Source organism: Nocardioides nitrophenolicus, from assembly GCF_016907515.1.
GTDB lineage: Bacteria > Actinomycetota > Actinomycetes > Propionibacteriales > Nocardioidaceae > Nocardioides > Nocardioides nitrophenolicus.
The window spans coordinates 2,466,955-2,481,991 of the sequence record NZ_JAFBBY010000001.1 but is presented as its reverse complement, the minus strand read 5'-3'; the positions used below and the strand labels follow the sequence as shown (position 1 = coordinate 2,481,991).

Genomic DNA, 15,037 nt, shown 5'->3' with positions numbered 1-15,037 from the left:
ACGCCCATGAGGGGAACGCGCCGACGCGTGCTGCGGTCCCCGGAGAGAAACACGTGACCACCACCTTCGCCGACCTCGGCGTGCCCACCGCCCTCCTCGACGTACTCACCGCGGAGCAGATCACCGTCCCGACGCCGATCCAGGCCGCGACGCTGCCGGACTCGCTGAAGGGCCGCGACGTGCTCGGCCGCGGCCGCACCGGCTCCGGCAAGACCTATGCGTTCGGGCTGCCGCTCGTCGCCCGCCTGGCCGCCGACGGCGAGCGCCGCCGCCCCGCGCCGAAGCGCCCCCGGGCGCTGGTGCTCGCGCCGACCCGCGAGCTGGCCTCCCAGATCGCCGCGACCGTCGCTCCGCTCGCGAAGGCGGTCGGGCTGCGCACCACCACGGTCTTCGGTGGCGTCGGCCAGGGCCCGCAGGTCACCGCGCTGCGCGACGGCGTCGACATCCTGATCGCCTGCCCCGGCCGGCTCGAGGACCTGATCGGCCAGGGCCACTGCAGCCTCGCCGACGTCCGGGTGACGGTGCTCGACGAGGCCGACCACATGGCCGACCTCGGCTTCCTGCCCGCCGTACGCCGGCTGCTCGACCAGACGCCCAAGGGCGGGCAGCGGATGCTGTTCTCCGCGACCCTCGACAACGCCATCGACGTCCTCGTCAAGCGCTTCCTGGTCGACCCGGCGGTGCACGAGGCCGACTCGGCGCAGTCGCCGGTGACCAAGATGGACCACCACGTGCTCCACGTCGAGCGCGAGCAGCGCCTGCCCGTGCTGCTCGACCTGGTCAGCGCCCCGGGCCGCACGGTCGTCTTCACCCGCACCAAGCACGGTGCCAAGGCTCTGGCCCGCCAGCTCAACAAGAACGGCGTGCCCGCCGTCGACCTCCACGGCAACCTGAGCCAGGGTGCCCGCACCCGCAACATGGAGGCCTTCCACAGCGGTACGGCGACCACCCTGGTCGCCACCGACATCGCGGCCCGCGGCATCCACGTCGACGACGTCTCGCTCGTCGTCCACGCCGATCCGCCGGCCGAGCACAAGGCGTACCTGCACCGCTCGGGCCGGACGGCGCGGGCCGGCGCCGCCGGCACGGTCATCACGCTGATGACCAGTGAGCAGCGTGGCGACGTCCGGGCGCTGACCCGGGCCGCCGGGATCACCCCGACCACCACCCGGATCCAGGGCCCGGACCACCCGGTGCTGCAGGACCTGGCCCCCGGCGAGCGGACCCGCCCCGGTGGGATCGACCTGACCCCCGCGCCCTCCCAGGGTGGCAGCGGCAACGGCGGTGGCGGTCGGCGCCGCTCCGGCGGCGGCAAGAGGCCCGCGGCGAAGCAGGCCGCGGCCTCGAAGTCGGGCGGCCAGGGCCGCTCGGGCGGGCAGGGCCAGCGCTCGGGTGGCCAGGGCCGCTCGGGGCAGGGCGTCGCGAAGCCGGCCGGCCAGCGCTCCGGAGGCGGCGGGCGCAACCGGTCCCGCTCACGGGGCGCGGGCGCCGGCTCGGGCGGCGGCCACAGTGCCGCCGGCTTCAGCTCCGGTCGGCGCTGACCAGGCAGAAAGTGGCCTGAGATTCGCGCCGACCCGGCAGAACTTTCTGCCGGGTCGACGCAATTCCGGGGCTAGTTCGAGCCGGGTCGGCGCAATTCCGGGGCCAGTTCGAGCCGGGTCAGCGCCGCCGGGGGGTCCGGGCCGCGCGCGCCACCGCCGACTCGTACGCCGACACCAGGCCGCCGACGGACAGCGGCTTGAGCCGTTCCATGATCTCGCGGAAGTGCGCGGAGGTGCTGGCGTCGTCGTACAGCGGCGCGAGCTTGTCGTTGATGACCTCGTAGAGCTCCTTGGCCATCTGCTCGCCGTGCTCCTGGTAGACCGCGGCGGCCGCGGCGGCGACCTCGCGGGGGAACCCGAGCTCGAGCAGCCGGATGCCGATGGCGAGCTGGTTGCTCGCGACGAGGTACGACGCCCCGCGGATCCGCAGCACGCCCAGCGCCTGGAGGGTGGCGACGTCCTCGGCGGACAGGGCGCGTCCGGCCTTCTGCTCGAGCTGGTCGCGGTCCATCTCGACGGGCAGGTCGGACTGCCAGGGGGCGAGCATGGTGCGGGCCAGGGCGATGTCCTCGGGGGTGGCGTCGTCGGGGATGCCGGCGACGTAGCGCTCGATCGCGGAGAGCGTGAACCCGTGGCTCTGCAGCTCCAGCACCAGCTCGATCCGGGCCAGGTGGACCGCGGAGTAGTAGCCGGAGCGGCCGCGCCGGATGGGCGGGGGGACCAGGCCGCGCGAGGTGTAGAAGCGCACCGTGCGCACGGTGAGGCCGACCCGGGCGGTGAGCTCCTCGAGGGTGAGCAGCTCGTCGGCGGATCCGGGCCTCGGGTCCGCCCCCGATGCGTCCTGGGTCACACCGCCCGCGGGCTCCTCGCTCTTGACCATGACAGTAATAGTGTCACAATCGACCTCAGAGACACCTCTCCCGTACAGAAACAAGGACGGTCATGGCAGAAGCATTCGTGTACGACCACCTCCGCACGCCGCGCGGCCGGGGCAAGGCCAACGGCTCCCTCCACGAGGTGAAGCCGGTCGACCTCGCCGTCGGCCTCGTCGACGCCGTGCAGGAGCGCAACCCGGGCCTCGACCCGAACCGGATCGACGACATCGTGCTCGGCGTCGTCTCCCCGATCGGCGACCAGGGTGGCGACATCGCGAAGACCGTGGCCATCGCCGCCGGTCTCCCGGACACCGTCGCCGGCGTCCAGCTCAACCGCTTCTGCGCCTCCGGCCTCGAGGCCGTCAACCAGGCCGCGGGCCGCGTGCGCGGCGGGTTCGAGGACCTGATCATCGCCGGCGGCGTCGAGTCGATGAGCCGGGTGCCGATGGGCTCCGACGGCGGCGCCTGGGCGTCCGACCCCGCGACCGCGTTCAAGGCGGGCTTCGTGCCGCAGGGCATCGGCGCCGACCTGATCGCCACCATCGAGGGCTGGAACCGCGAGGACGTCGACGCGTACGCCGCCGAGTCCCACCACCGCGCCGCCAAGGCGCAGGCCAACGGCTACTTCGACGGCGCGATCGTGCCGGTCAAGGACATCAACGGCCTGACCGTGCTCGACCGCGACGAGACCGTCCGTCCCGACACCTCGGTCGAGGGCCTCGCCGGGCTCAAGCCGTCCTTCGCCCAGCTCGGCGCCGACGCCGGCTTCGACGACGTGGCGCTCGAGAAGTACCACTGGCTCGAGAGGATCAACCACGTCCACCACGCCGGCAACAGCTCGGGCATCGTCGACGGCTCCGCGCTCACCCTGATCGGCAACGAGCAGGTCGGCAAGGACCTCGGCCTGACCCCGCGGGCCCGGATCATCGCGACCGCGGTCTCCGGCGCGGACCCGATCATCATGCTCACCGGTCCCGCCCCGGCCGCCCGCAAGGCGCTGGCCAAGGCCGGCCTCGAGGTCGGCGACATCGACCTGTTCGAGATCAACGAGGCGTTCGCCGCCGTCGCCATGCGGTTCATGCGCGACATGGGCATCAGCCACGACATCACCAACGTCAACGGCGGCGCGATCGCCATGGGTCACCCGCTCGGCGCGACCGGCGCGATGATCCTCGGCACCCTGATCGACGAGCTCGAGCGCCGCGACCTGCGCCGCGGCCTCGCCACGCTCTGCGTCGGCGGCGGCATGGGCATCGCCACGATCGTCGAGCGCGTCTGACGCCGTACCGGACCCAGAGACCCAGAACAGGAACGACATTGAGCACCGAAACCCAGAGCGCGGTCCGCTACGAGCGTGACGCCGACGGCATCGTCACCCTCACCCTCGACGACCCCAACCAGAGCGCCAACACCATGAACGAGCTCTACCGCGAGTCCATGGCGGCCGCGGTCGAGCGCCTGTACGCCGAGCAGGACGACATCACCGGCGTCGTCGTCACCTCCGCGAAGAAGACCTTCTTCGCCGGCGGCGACCTCAAGTTGATGGTCCAGACCACCAAGGACAACGCCGGCGACGTGTTCGCCCAGTGCGAGAGCATCAAGCAGGCGCTGCGCCGCCTCGAGCTGTTCCCGAAGCCGGTGGTGGCCGCGATCAACGGCGCCGCCCTCGGCGGTGGCTACGAGATCACCCTCGCCACCCAGCACCGGATCCTGGTCAACGACCCGAAGATCAAGGTCGGCCTCCCCGAGGCGACCCTCGGCCTGCTCCCCGGCGGCGGTGGCGTCACCCGCGCCGTGCGCAAGTGGGGCCTGCAGACCGCGCTGATGGACGTGCTGCTCCAGGGCACCCAGTTCAACCCGGAGACGGCGCTCAAGAAGGGCGTCGTCGACGAGCTCGTCGCCACCCAGGAGGAGCTGGTCCCCGCCGCGAAGGCCTGGATCAAGGCCAACCCCGAGGCCGCGCTGTCCCCGTGGGACGCCCCCGGCTACAAGATGCCCGGCGGTACGCCGAAGTCGCCCGCGCTGGCCGGCTTCCTGCCCGCCTTCCCGGCCCTGCTGCGCAAGCAGCTCAAGGGTGCCGACTACCCGGCGCCGCGCGCGATCCTCTCGGCCGCGGTCGAGGGTGCGCAGGTCGACTTCGACACCGCCTCGCGGATCGAGTCGCGCTACCTGGCGAACCTGGTCGTCAACCAGGGCTCGAAGAACATGATCCAGGCGTTCTTCTTCGACCTGCAGGCGATCAACTCCGGCTCGCTGCGCCCGCAGGGCATCGAGCCCTACAAGGCCAAGAAGGCCGTCGTCCTGGGCGCCGGCATGATGGGCGCCGGCATCGCCTACGTGCTGGCCAAGGTCGGCGTCGAGGTGGTCCTCAAGGACATCTCGGTCGAGGCGGCCGAGAAGGGCAAGTCCTACTCCGAGGGCCTGCTCGACAAGGCGATCAGCCGCGGCCGGTCCACCGAGGAGAAGAAGGCCGAGCTGCTCGGCCGGATCACCGCCACCGACGACCCGGCCGCCGCGGCCGGCGCCGACCTCGTGGTCGAGGCGGTCTTCGAGGACCCGTCGCTCAAGGCCAAGGTCTTCGCCGAGATCCTGCCGCACCTCGCGCCCGACGCGCTGCTGTGCTCGAACACCTCGACCCTGCCGATCACCGAGCTGGCCGCCGGCCTGGAGAACGCCGAGGACGCGAAGCGGTTCATCGGCCTGCACTTCTTCTCGCCGGTCGACAAGATGCCGCTGGTCGAGATCATCGCCGGCAAGGAGACCTCCGACGAGGCGCTCGCCAAGGCGTACGACGTGGTGCTCCAGATCCGCAAGACGCCGATCGTGGTCAACGACAGCCGCGGCTTCTACACCTCGCGCGTCATCGGCTACATGGTCAACGAGGGCATGGCGATGCTCGCCGAGGGCGTGGCGCCGTACTCCATCGAGCGGGCCACCACCTCGGCCGGCTACCCGGCTCCGGTGCTGCAGCTCTCCGACGAGCTCAACCTCGAGCTGATGGCCAAGATCGCCAAGGCGACCGCCGAGGCCAACCCCGACCTGCCGGTGCACCCGGGCCAGGCCGTGGTCGGCAAGATGCTCGAGGCGGGCCGGGCGGGTCGCCTGCGCGGCGCCGGCTTCTACGACTACGAGGACGGCAAGCGCGGCTCGATCTGGGCCGGCCTGGCCGACCTCTTCCCGGTCGCGAAGGAGCAGCCGCCGATCGAGGACATCCGCGACCGGATGCTCTTCGCCGAGGCGCTGGAGACCGCCAAGACCTTCGAGGAGGGCGTGATCACCTCGGCGGCCGCCGCCAACATCGGCTCGATCATGGGCATCGGCTTCCCGCCGAACACCGGTGGCGCCGCCCAGTTCATGACCGGCTACGAGGACAAGGCGACGGGCGAGATCGGCCTCGGCGCCTTCCTCAAGCGCGCCGACGAGCTGGCCGCGACGTACGGCGACCGCTTCCAGGCCACCCCCTGGCTGCGCGAGCTGGCCGCGTCGGGCAAGGGCTTCCCCGCCTGATCGTCGGATGACTCCCGCCTGATCGGGACACGGCACGCCGGGCCGGGTCGAACGGAGCACTCCGTTCGGCCCGGCCCGCTACCGTTCCGGTCATGGGAGGGCGGCGACGGGTGGCGCGGCCGGGGCGGACCGTCGTCCGGGTCATCGTGGCGAGCCTGGCCGCGCTCGGGCTTCTGACCGGGCTCGGCGTGGTGCTGGCCTACGAGAACTGGAACGGCAACCTGGAGCACCCGGCCGTCGTCGGCAAGAACCGGCCGGCCAAGAAGACCAAGGCGCTCAACATCCTGGTGATGGGCACCGACACCCGTGCCTGCGCGGGCTGTGGCATCGACAGCGAGGCCGGTGGCGGGCTGTCCGACACCACGATCCTGTTCCACCTCTCGGCCGACCGGACGTTCGCCTACGGCATCTCCATCCCGCGCGACACCGCGGTGATGCGGCCGGTCTGCTACCGGGCCGACGGCACCGAGATCCCCGCCGCGACGACCTACGAGAAGTGGAACGAGGCGTACAAGGTCGGCGGCCCCGGTTGCACCCGCCAGCAGCTCGAGCAGCTGACCGGGGTCCACGTCGACCGGTTCGTGGTCGTGGACTTCGGCCAGTTCAAGGACATGGTCAACGCGCTCGACGGCGTGGAGATCTGCGTGCCGCAGGAGATCGACGACACGACCGGCAACATCCACCTCAAGGCCGGCACCCGCGAGGTCGACGGCACCGAGGCGCTGGCCTACGCGCGGGTGCGCTACGGCATCAGCGGCGGCATCGACCCGTACCGCACCCGCCGCCAGCAGGCCCTGATCGGCGCGATGATCGACAAGGCGCTCACTCGCGGGATGCTCGCGCGGCCGGACCGGATCGTGGGCTTCATCGACGCCGCCACCACCCAGCTGCAGACCGACTTCAAGTCCGTGGCCCAGATGGCGAAGGTGGCATCGAGCGCCCGCGGCATCAACGCCGACGACATCAAGTTCGTCACCACGCCGTGGACGCTCGACACCGACAAGGTGAGCGGCGGCGTGGAGTGGCTGCCGTCGGTCGAGCGGCTGTGGCCGCTGGTGATCGAGGACCGGCCCCTGACCAAGGAGTTCCTGGCCGGCTCGCTGAGCGCGGGCGGGTCGCCCTCCGGGGAGTCGGCCAGCGGGGCGCCGGCCACCGGGACGCCGTCCGGCTCGGCCTCTGCTCCGGCCTCCGGGGCGCCCTCGCCGTCCGGCACGCCGAGCGGCGACGAGGGCCTGTCCCCCGAGGAGCGGGACAAGGCCGGGCTCTGCTCCTGAGCGGCCCGAGCGCTCAGGACGTCGTGACCGCCGCCGATGCCGTCGACATGGGAGTCGAGGTGAGCGGCCTCCGCGTCCGCTTCGGCCCGGTCGAGGCGGTGGCCGGCGTGGACCTGCGGGTCGAGTCCGGCCACGCGCTGGCCCTGCTCGGGCGCAATGGCGCGGGCAAGTCGACGACGATGCGGGTGCTGGCCGGTGTGGTGCCGCCGACCTCGGGACGGGCCCTGGTCGCCGGGTACGACGTGCACCGGCAGCCGCTGGCGGCGAAGCGCGCGGTCGGGTACTGCCCCGACGTGGGCGGCCTGGTCCCGCGGGCGACCCCGTGGGAGCACCTGCAGCTCAGTGCCCGCCTGCGCCGCCTGGACGACTGGGAGCCGCGGGCCCGGCTGCTGCTGGAGCAGTTCGACCTCGGCGACGTGGCGCACCGGGTGACGGCGGGCTTCAGCCACGGCATGGGCCGCCGGCTGAGCGTGGTGCTGGCCGCGCTGCACCAGCCCGAGGTGCTGCTGCTCGACGAGCCGTTCGACGGGGTCGACCCGCTCGGCGTCGAGGCGACCCTCGCCGTCGTCGAGGACGCCCGCGCCCGGGGCGCCGCGGTCCTGGTCTCCACCCACCTGCGCGACCTCGCGGTCCAGGCCTGCACCGAGGTGGCCGTGCTGCGCGGCGGGGTGCGGGTGGCCACGGTCAGCGCCGACCACATGGCGGGGGAGGACGGCGCCCGTGCCTACCGCGCGCTCCTGGCCTGAGCCTGCTCGGGCGCTGGCCGACATACGACACCTGCTGTGGTTCCGCCGCGCGGCGGTCCGGCGACCGCGAGCCGCCGCGCTCGCCCTGGTCGGCCTCGGCGGAGTCACCGTGGCCGCCGTGGTCCTGCCGGCTCTCCTCGGTCCCGGCGACGACCTGGACCGGCTCCTCCGCCCGGCGCTGGTCGCGGTCGTCCTGGTCGCCGTGAGCGGTGCGGTCGCGGCCGGCGGCGGCCGCGAGCTGCTCGCCCGGGACCCGGCGTCGGTGTTCCCGGTCAGTCCGGTGACCGACCACCTCGGTGCGCTGCTGCTCGCCCCGCTCAGCGCGGGCTGGCTGATCCAGGCCTGGGGCCTGCTCGGCCTGACGGCCGCGGTCGCCGGGCCGGGCGCCGTACCGGTCGCGCTCGCCTGGCTGGTCGCCGCGACCGCGCTGGCGCAGGCGGTCGGCTGGGCCGGGGAGTATCTCCGCCGGCGTGGAGTCCTCGCCTGGTTCGCGGTGCCGCTCGCCGGCCTCGGGGCGCTCCCGGCGCCGCTGGTCGCCGACGCGGTCCGGCACGGCGGTCCGGCCGCGCAGGCGGTTGCCTTCGTAGCGCTGCTCGCCGCGACGATCCTGCTGGTGGCCGTCGGCTCCGTCCTCGCCGTCGTCACCGCCCGCCGGGTGCCGCGCGACGAGACGCGTCGCGAGACGGCCACGCACGCACCCCGCCCGCTGCCCCGCTCGGACCTGGCCCTGCTGCGGCGTACCGACCGGGCCTCGGTGTGGCGCAGCGTCCCCCTGCGCCGGGGCACCCTCCTGCTCGCGCTCGCGCCCGGCGCGGTGGCGCTCGCCGGCGGCCTCGACTGGTCGAGCCTGGTGCTGCTGCCCGGGCTGGTGGCGTCCGGCTGCGTGCTGCTGTTCGGCGTCAACCTGTGGTGCCTCGACGGCCGCGGGATGCTCTGGCGCGAGTCCCTGCCCGTGCCCCCGCGGACCGTCGTCGCCGCCCGGGTCTGGGTCCTGGTCGAGGTGCTCCTCGGCGGCAGCGGGCTCACCCTCGCCCTGGGCGCGGTGCGCGCCGGCCGCCCGAGCGGGCCCGAGGTCCTGGCCGTCGTCCTGGCACTGGCGGTGGTCGTCGGCCAGGCCGTGTCGGCGGCCTTGCGCTGGTCCCTCGCCCACCCGTACGCCGTCGACCTCCGCTCCGCCCGCGCCACCCCCGCCCCACCGCTCGTCATGGTCGGCTACTCGCTGCGCCTCGCCGTTGCGACCACGCTCTCCGGGCTGCTGCTGGCCGGGCTCGCCGGCGTCGGCCGGGTCGACCTGCTGGCGACCGCGGCGATCGGGCTGCTCGCCGTCTCGGCGCTGCGGGTGGTCCGGGCGGCGCGACGCTGGGAGGACCCCGAGCGCCGGGCCGGGGTGGTCGCCGTCGTGGTGGCGTGAGAGTGCGGGGCGGCCGACGTCGTCGGGTGGTCTGACCAGTCGCGGTTTGGGACCAATCCCGTGCCAAACCGGTGAAGAGCATGCGGTCTCTGCCCAATCCGTGCGCTCGCCGCGACGTACCGTTGACAGCATGCGGCTCCCTGCGTCCGAGCACCTGGCCCGCCCGTGGCGTATCCACGAGGTCGTCCCGGACTTCGAGCTCGAGGACGTGTGGGAGATCCCGGTCGACCTGGACCCCGGTGCCCTCCCCCGAATCGCGATCGCCCTGGCCGGGCGGCACCCCGAGCAGACCGCGGGCCGGATCGTCGGCGTACTCCTCCGCGTCCGCCGTCTCCTCGGTACGACGTTCGGCTGGGACGATGCCGACGAAGGGCCGGGGCGGCGCGTCACCAGCCTGCGTGAGCGGCTGCCCGCCGACCTGCGGGACGGTCCTCGGGGGCCGGCCGCCCAGGGTTTTCCGTTCGAGCCGCTCTACCTGCTGCCAACGCGACGGTCCACGGCGTCATGCACCTGGGCCTGGTCGAGACGGGTTCCGGCCGCTGTCGCGGGCGGATGGCGGTCCTGGTCAAGCCCAACGAGAGGCTCGGGCGGATCTACTTGGCCACGATCAAGCCGATCCGCCACCGGATCGTCTACCCGCTCATGATCCGTGCGCTGGCGAGAAGCTGGGCCGAGATCCAACGGACGGCCGCCTGAGATGGTGGGGGCTGACCCCGCGCGGAGGGTCACGGGCGGGCTCGTCGGTCGGCCTACGCATGGACGGTCGTGAGCAGGCGATCGATGGGTCGATGAGACCCCGGCCGCGGTGGTCTGACCAGTTGCGGTTTGGGACCAATCCGTGTCAAAAGCCGCCGAGACCATGCAGTTTCTGACCAATCCCCACCCCACGAGAGGATCAGCCCATGCTGCGAGGAGCGATCGACGGCGCCGGCCTGCTCCTCCTCGCCGTGCTCGTCGCCCGCGCCGTCCCCCACCTGTCGTCGAAGGCCCTGTGGTTCACCACCACGGCGGTCCTGGGCCCGCTGGTCACCTATCTCTCGCTCAGCAGCCGCGGCTACCGGGCGACGATCTCCCTCGATCTCGCGTACGTCGCGATCGTGGTGGTGACGGCGGTGCGGACCAGGGGCGAGCTGTGGCGCTGCTTCCCGGAGGCCTACCGGCGCCGGTCGTCTCCGGGTGCCGGCGAGCCGAGGCTCGACATCGGGTGGTTGGGCGCGGCGGCGGTCATCGTGCTCTTCGTGGCCCTGGAGCACTTCGTCGGTAGCGGCATCACCGACGCGTAGGGCGACACATTAAGGTCGGCGGGGTGACCGACCAGCCGCCTCAGCAACAGCGCGTCCTGATCACCGGCGCGGCCTCCGGACTCGGCGCCGCCCTCGCCCGGGCCTGGGAGGCGCGGGGCGCCGAGGTGCTGCGCACCGACCGCGCGGACGGCGAGGGGATCGTCCGGCTCGACATCGCCAGCGACGCCGACTGGGCCGCTGTCCTCGCGTACGTCGAGCGGACCTGGGGCGGCCTGGACGTCCTGGTCAACAACGCGGGGATCGCGGGCGGCGGGCGGCTCGACGTCGCGGGGATCGACGAGTGGCAGCGGCTGGTCGACATCAACCTGCTCGGGGCGGTGCGGGGGACGGCCACGTTCACGCCGGTCTTCAAGCGGCAGGGGAGTGGCCGGGTGGTCAACGTCGCCTCGCTCGCGGGGCTGGTGCACCCGGCCGGGATGGCCGGCTACAACGCCACGAAGGCCGCGGTCGTCGCGCTCACCGAGACCACCGGGCACGAGCTCGCGGCGCACGGCGTGAGCGCGCACGTCGTGTGCCCGTCGTACTTCCGCACCAACCTGATGGCCGGGGTCGAGGGCCGCGACGCGGCGCTGCAGCAGGTGATGACGAAGCTGGTCGAGGACGCGCCGCTGGGGCCCGACGAGATCGCGGCCGCGGTGCTCGACGCGATCGACGCCGGCACCGAGCTGATCGTCCCCGACGACGCCGCGCGGGCGGCCTACCAGCTCAAGCTGACCGACCGGCCGTCGTACGACGCCGTCATGCGCGCGCAGGCCCGCAAGCTCGACGCGGTGACCGAGTGAGCGACGAGTCGCGTCCGGTCCGGGAGGAGGACGCCTTCGACGTGGCGGCCGTCGAGGCCTGGCTGGGGCGGGGCCCGATCGCGGAGGTCCGGCAGTTCCCCGGCGGCGCGTCCAACCTGACCTACCTGCTGCGGATGCAGGACGGCCCCGACCTGATCCTGCGCCGGCCGCCGGTCGGCACCAAGGCCAGGGGCGCCCACGACATGGGCCGCGAGTACCGGATCCAGGACGCGCTCGAGCCGGTCTTCCCACAGGTGCCCGCGATGGTGGCGTACTGCACGGCCGAGGACAGCCCGATCGGCAGCGAGCTGTACGTCATGGAGCGGCTCGACGGGCTGATCCCGCGCCGCGACTTCGGCTTCCCGATCACCCCCGAGCAGGCGTCCGCGCTGTGCGACGCCGCCGTCGACACCCTGGTCGCGCTGCACGCGATCGACGTGTCCGCCGTCCCGGGACTGGCGGCGCTCAACAAGGGCGACGGGTACGTCGCGCGCCAGGTCGGCGGGTGGATCGCCCGGCTCGACGGCGCGCGCACCGACGACACCGGTGACTGGTCCGACATCACCGGCTGGCTCGACGCGCACCAGCCCGCCGACGTCGGGCAGCGGATGATCCACAACGACTACCGCTTCGACAACATGGTCCTCGCCGCGGATGACCCGACCCGGATCATCGGCCTCCTCGACTGGGAGCTCGCCACCGTCGGCGACCCGCTGATGGACCTCGGCTGCACCCTCGCCTACTGGGTCGAGGCCGACGACGACGAGTTCTTCCTGCTCTTCCGCCGCCAGCCGACGACCGCGCCGGGCATGTGGACCCGGCGACAGTTCGTCGAGGCCTACTGCGCGCGGTCCGGCCTGTCCCTGACTCCCGAGCAGTGGACCTTCTACGAGGTCTTCGGGCTGTTCCGGCTGGCCGTGATCGCCCAGCAGATCTGGTACCGCTACTTCCACGGCCAGACCACCAACGAGGCGTACGCCGCGTTCGGCCCGGCGGTCGGCTACCTCGAGGCCCGCTGCCGCCGGATCCTGGCGGACCTCGCGCCCGAGGTGGGTGCCTGATGGGCGTCCTGCTGCTGGTCCGCCACGGCCAGGCGTCCTTCGGGTCCGACGACTACGACGTCCTCTCCGAGACCGGCTGGGAGCAGGGCCGGGTGCTCGGCCGCTGGCTGGCGAAGGAGGGCCCGGACCCGGCGTCGGTGGTCCACGGCGGGATGCGCCGGCACCGCGAGACCTGGGAGGCGATCGCGTCGGGGCTCTCCGGCCCGCCGCCGGCCGAGGTCGACGAGGACTGGGCGGAGTTCGACCACCTCGCTGTGCTCGCACGGTACGCCGAGGCCACCGGTGCCCGGGTGGACCACACCACCGACCGGCGTGCCTTCCAGGAGCAGTTCGAGATCTCCACCGCGCACTGGGCCGCGGCCGGCCCCGACGGCGGCTACCCCGAGCCCTACGACGTCTTCGTCGCCCGGGCCCGGGCCGCGCTCGACGCCGCGGCGGCCCGTCCGGGACCGACCCTCGTCGTCACCTCCGGGGGCGTGATCGCGGCGCTGGCCGCCCTGCTCGTCGTACCGGACGGAGCGGCGCTCGGCCCGGTCTGGGCGCGGTTCAACACGGTCATCGCGAACACCTCGGTTACCCGGGTGATCGTGGGCGCCACCGGCGCCCGGCTGCTGACGTTCAACGAGCACCCCCACCTCCCCCGACCCCTGATCACCTACCGCTAGGCATGTCCGACCAGGTGATGAACGCGGTCATCGCGACCGCTCTCGGCTCCGTCGTCGCCGTGGTGCTGCTGCTCCCGGTCGCGGCCGTGGAGTACCGCAGGGACGGGCGGCTCGGTCCGCGCGACCTGGTGGTGCTGCTGTCCGGCGCGGTCTACGGCCTGGCGCTGTGGACCTACACGCTGCTGCCGATGCCGGCGAGCGACGACTACCGCTGCGTCGGCAGGCAGACGGTGCCCTTCGACACCATCCGCGGAATCGACTGGGGTGATCTCGGCTCGCGGGCCGGGCTGTCGGCGCTGGCGCACGACGTGGCCTTCCAGCAGGTCGCCCTCAACGTGCTGCTGTTCGTGCCGCTCGGCTGGTTCGTCCGCCGGATCGCGCGTCGTGGGGTCGTCGTCGCCACCCTGCTGGGCTTCTCGGTGTCGCTGCTCATCGAGACCACGCAGGCCACCGGCGTATGGCATCTCTACGACTGCGCCTATCGGCTCTTCGACGTCGACGACCTGATGATCAACACCCTCGGCGCGACCCTCGGCTCTCTGGTGTCGGCGATCTTCATCCGCCGCCGGCGGCCCGAGGTCGTCTGGCCGACGAGCATCACGCTGGGGCGGCGCTGGGTCGGCATGGTCTGCGACGGGCTGTTCGTGCTGCTGCTCGGGTCGACGCTGTCGATCGCGTGGCGGGCGGTGCAGCTGTACGTCGTCGAGGTGCCCTTCGAGGACCTGCCGACCACGCCCGAGCGCCTGCTGCAGTGGGGCGTTCCGGGACTGGTCGAGGTGGCCGCCGTCCTCCTCGGCGGGCGGACCGTCGGCGAGTGGGTGGTCTCGGTGCGCACCACCGGTGGGCGCGGCCCGGTGCCGGTGGCCCGCGGCCTCAAGCTGGTGACCGGCGTGGGCCCGTTCGTCGCGCTGCTCGCGATCCCGGGTGCGTGGACCGGCCCGGTGCTGGCGCTGTTCGTCGTCGTCAGCCTGGCGGCGGCGATCCCCAGGGCGGGCGGGCACCGCGGCCTCGCCCACGCCGTGGCCGGCCTCGACCTGGAGATCGTGCTGCCGCGCGCGGTCCGGGAGCGGGAACCGTTCAGATCAGCCTCTTGAGCACGCCGAGCGGGGCATGCCTCATCACCGGAGCCATCGCCGCCCACGGCAGCGGCGGCACGCAGGCGTCGGCGACCTCCTTCTCGATTGCGGTGACCATGGCCGCCACGCCCTTCTCGGTCGACGACATCAGGGGCGTCGACTGCTCCACCTGGTCGTTCATCTCCGAGCGGATGTAGCCGGGGTAGAGCACGGTCACCTTGATCCGCTTCTGCAGCGGCGTGCCGTGGAGCTCGGTGCGCAGGCCCTCGGCGAGGTGCGCGACGCCGGCCTTGGTGGCGGCGTACGTCGTCATCGAGGAGGGCATCCCGCGCATCGCCGCCATCGACGACACCATCACCAGGTGCCCGGCCTCCTGCGCGCGGAAGACCTCCATCGCGGCCTCGGTCTGGGCGAGCGCGCCGACGAAGTTGGTCATCGCGGTCTCCAGGTTGGCGTCGAAGCGGCCGGTGCCGAGCCGGGCGCCCTTGCCGAGGCCGGCGTTGACCACCACCCGGTCCAGCCGGCCGAGCTCGTCGCGCAGCTCGCTGAACACCCGGAACACCGCCGCGTGGTCGGTGACGTCGAGCGCCCGCAGCGCCACCCGTCGCCCGGGATGGGCGGCGTGCACCTCGGCCGCCAGCTCCTCGAGCCGCTCGGTACGCCGGGCCGCCAGTGCCAGGTCGTAGCCCCGGGCCGCGAACTGGCGGGCCATCTCGGCGCCCAGCCCGCTCGACGCGCCGGTGATCAGGATCGTTTCTGCCATGGCGGCAGTCTGGCGCACGTGCGCGATACCAC

The 15,037-nt window shown here is 73.1% G+C and carries 13 protein-coding genes and 1 pseudogene; 12 read left to right on the top strand and 2 right to left on the bottom strand.

Annotation, left to right across the window (positions count from 1 at the left end):
• Positions 1 to 53 precede the first annotated feature (53 nt).
• Positions 54 to 1,541, top strand: coding sequence for a DEAD/DEAH box helicase (locus JOD66_RS12100; protein WP_204837123.1), 1,488 nt, complete (start codon positions 54 to 56; stop codon positions 1,539 to 1,541).
• A gap of 118 nt (positions 1,542 to 1,659) precedes the next feature.
• On the opposite strand, the gene JOD66_RS12095 is transcribed toward JOD66_RS12100, so the two are convergent.
• Positions 1,660 to 2,421, bottom strand: coding sequence for a MerR family transcriptional regulator (locus JOD66_RS12095; protein WP_204837122.1), 762 nt, complete (start codon positions 2,419 to 2,421; stop codon positions 1,660 to 1,662).
• Positions 2,422 to 2,483: 62 nt separating this feature from the next.
• Between JOD66_RS12095 and JOD66_RS12090 the strand changes: the two genes are divergently transcribed.
• The 11 genes and pseudogenes from JOD66_RS12090 (at position 2,484) to JOD66_RS12040 (ending at position 14,260) form a co-directional block, all read left to right on the top strand.
• Positions 2,484 to 3,695, top strand: a complete 1,212-nt coding sequence (locus JOD66_RS12090; protein WP_204837121.1) for an acetyl-CoA C-acetyltransferase — start codon at positions 2,484 to 2,486, stop codon at positions 3,693 to 3,695.
• A 38-nt stretch (positions 3,696 to 3,733) separates the two neighbouring features.
• The gene (locus JOD66_RS12085) at positions 3,734 to 5,923 is read left to right on the top strand and encodes a 3-hydroxyacyl-CoA dehydrogenase NAD-binding domain-containing protein (protein ID WP_204837120.1); all 2,190 of its coding nucleotides are present in this window, start codon (positions 3,734 to 3,736) and stop codon (positions 5,921 to 5,923) included.
• A gap of 92 nt (positions 5,924 to 6,015) precedes the next feature.
• On the top strand, positions 6,016 to 7,197 hold the full coding sequence (locus JOD66_RS12080; RefSeq protein WP_204837119.1) for an LCP family protein: 1,182 nt from the start codon (positions 6,016 to 6,018) through the stop codon (positions 7,195 to 7,197).
• Positions 7,198 to 7,220: 23 nt separating this feature from the next.
• The gene (locus tag JOD66_RS12075) at positions 7,221 to 7,943 is read left to right on the top strand and encodes an ABC transporter ATP-binding protein (RefSeq protein WP_307823465.1); all 723 of its coding nucleotides are present in this window, start codon (positions 7,221 to 7,223) and stop codon (positions 7,941 to 7,943) included.
• Entirely contained in the window at positions 7,918 to 9,354 is a 1,437-nt protein-coding gene (locus JOD66_RS12070) for a hypothetical protein (RefSeq protein WP_204837118.1), read from the top strand. Before JOD66_RS12075 ends, JOD66_RS12070 begins: the two co-directional genes overlap by 26 nt.
• Before the next feature lie 489 nt (positions 9,355 to 9,843).
• Positions 9,844 to 10,050: pseudogene (locus JOD66_RS29105) on the top strand (DUF2867 domain-containing protein); the annotation flags it as partial.
• Positions 10,051 to 10,256: 206 nt separating this feature from the next.
• Complete coding sequence (locus JOD66_RS12060; RefSeq protein ID WP_204837116.1) at positions 10,257 to 10,637, top strand: hypothetical protein; 381 nt, start codon at positions 10,257 to 10,259, stop codon at positions 10,635 to 10,637.
• Between the two features lie 23 nt (positions 10,638 to 10,660).
• Positions 10,661 to 11,440, top strand: a complete 780-nt coding sequence (locus tag JOD66_RS12055; RefSeq protein WP_204837115.1) for an SDR family NAD(P)-dependent oxidoreductase — start codon at positions 10,661 to 10,663, stop codon at positions 11,438 to 11,440.
• Positions 11,437 to 12,501 carry a phosphotransferase family protein gene (locus tag JOD66_RS12050; protein ID WP_204837114.1) on the top strand — a complete coding sequence of 355 codons (1,065 nt, stop codon included), beginning with the start codon at positions 11,437 to 11,439 and terminating at the stop codon, positions 12,499 to 12,501. The genes JOD66_RS12055 and JOD66_RS12050 overlap by 4 nt, the downstream gene beginning before the upstream one ends.
• A complete protein-coding gene (locus JOD66_RS12045) occupies positions 12,501 to 13,166 on the top strand; it encodes a histidine phosphatase family protein (protein WP_204837113.1) in 666 nt (221 codons plus the stop codon). Before JOD66_RS12050 ends, JOD66_RS12045 begins: the two co-directional genes overlap by 1 nt.
• A gap of 2 nt (positions 13,167 to 13,168) precedes the next feature.
• Complete coding sequence (locus tag JOD66_RS12040) at positions 13,169 to 14,260, top strand: VanZ family protein (RefSeq protein ID WP_204837112.1); 1,092 nt, start codon at positions 13,169 to 13,171, stop codon at positions 14,258 to 14,260.
• Here JOD66_RS12040 and JOD66_RS12035 read toward each other — a convergent pair.
• The gene (locus tag JOD66_RS12035; protein WP_204837111.1) at positions 14,244 to 15,005 is read right to left on the bottom strand and encodes an SDR family oxidoreductase; all 762 of its coding nucleotides are present in this window, start codon (positions 15,003 to 15,005) and stop codon (positions 14,244 to 14,246) included. The two genes, JOD66_RS12040 and JOD66_RS12035, sit on opposite strands and share 17 nt — an antisense overlap.
• Positions 15,006 to 15,037: the final 32 nt, after the last annotated feature.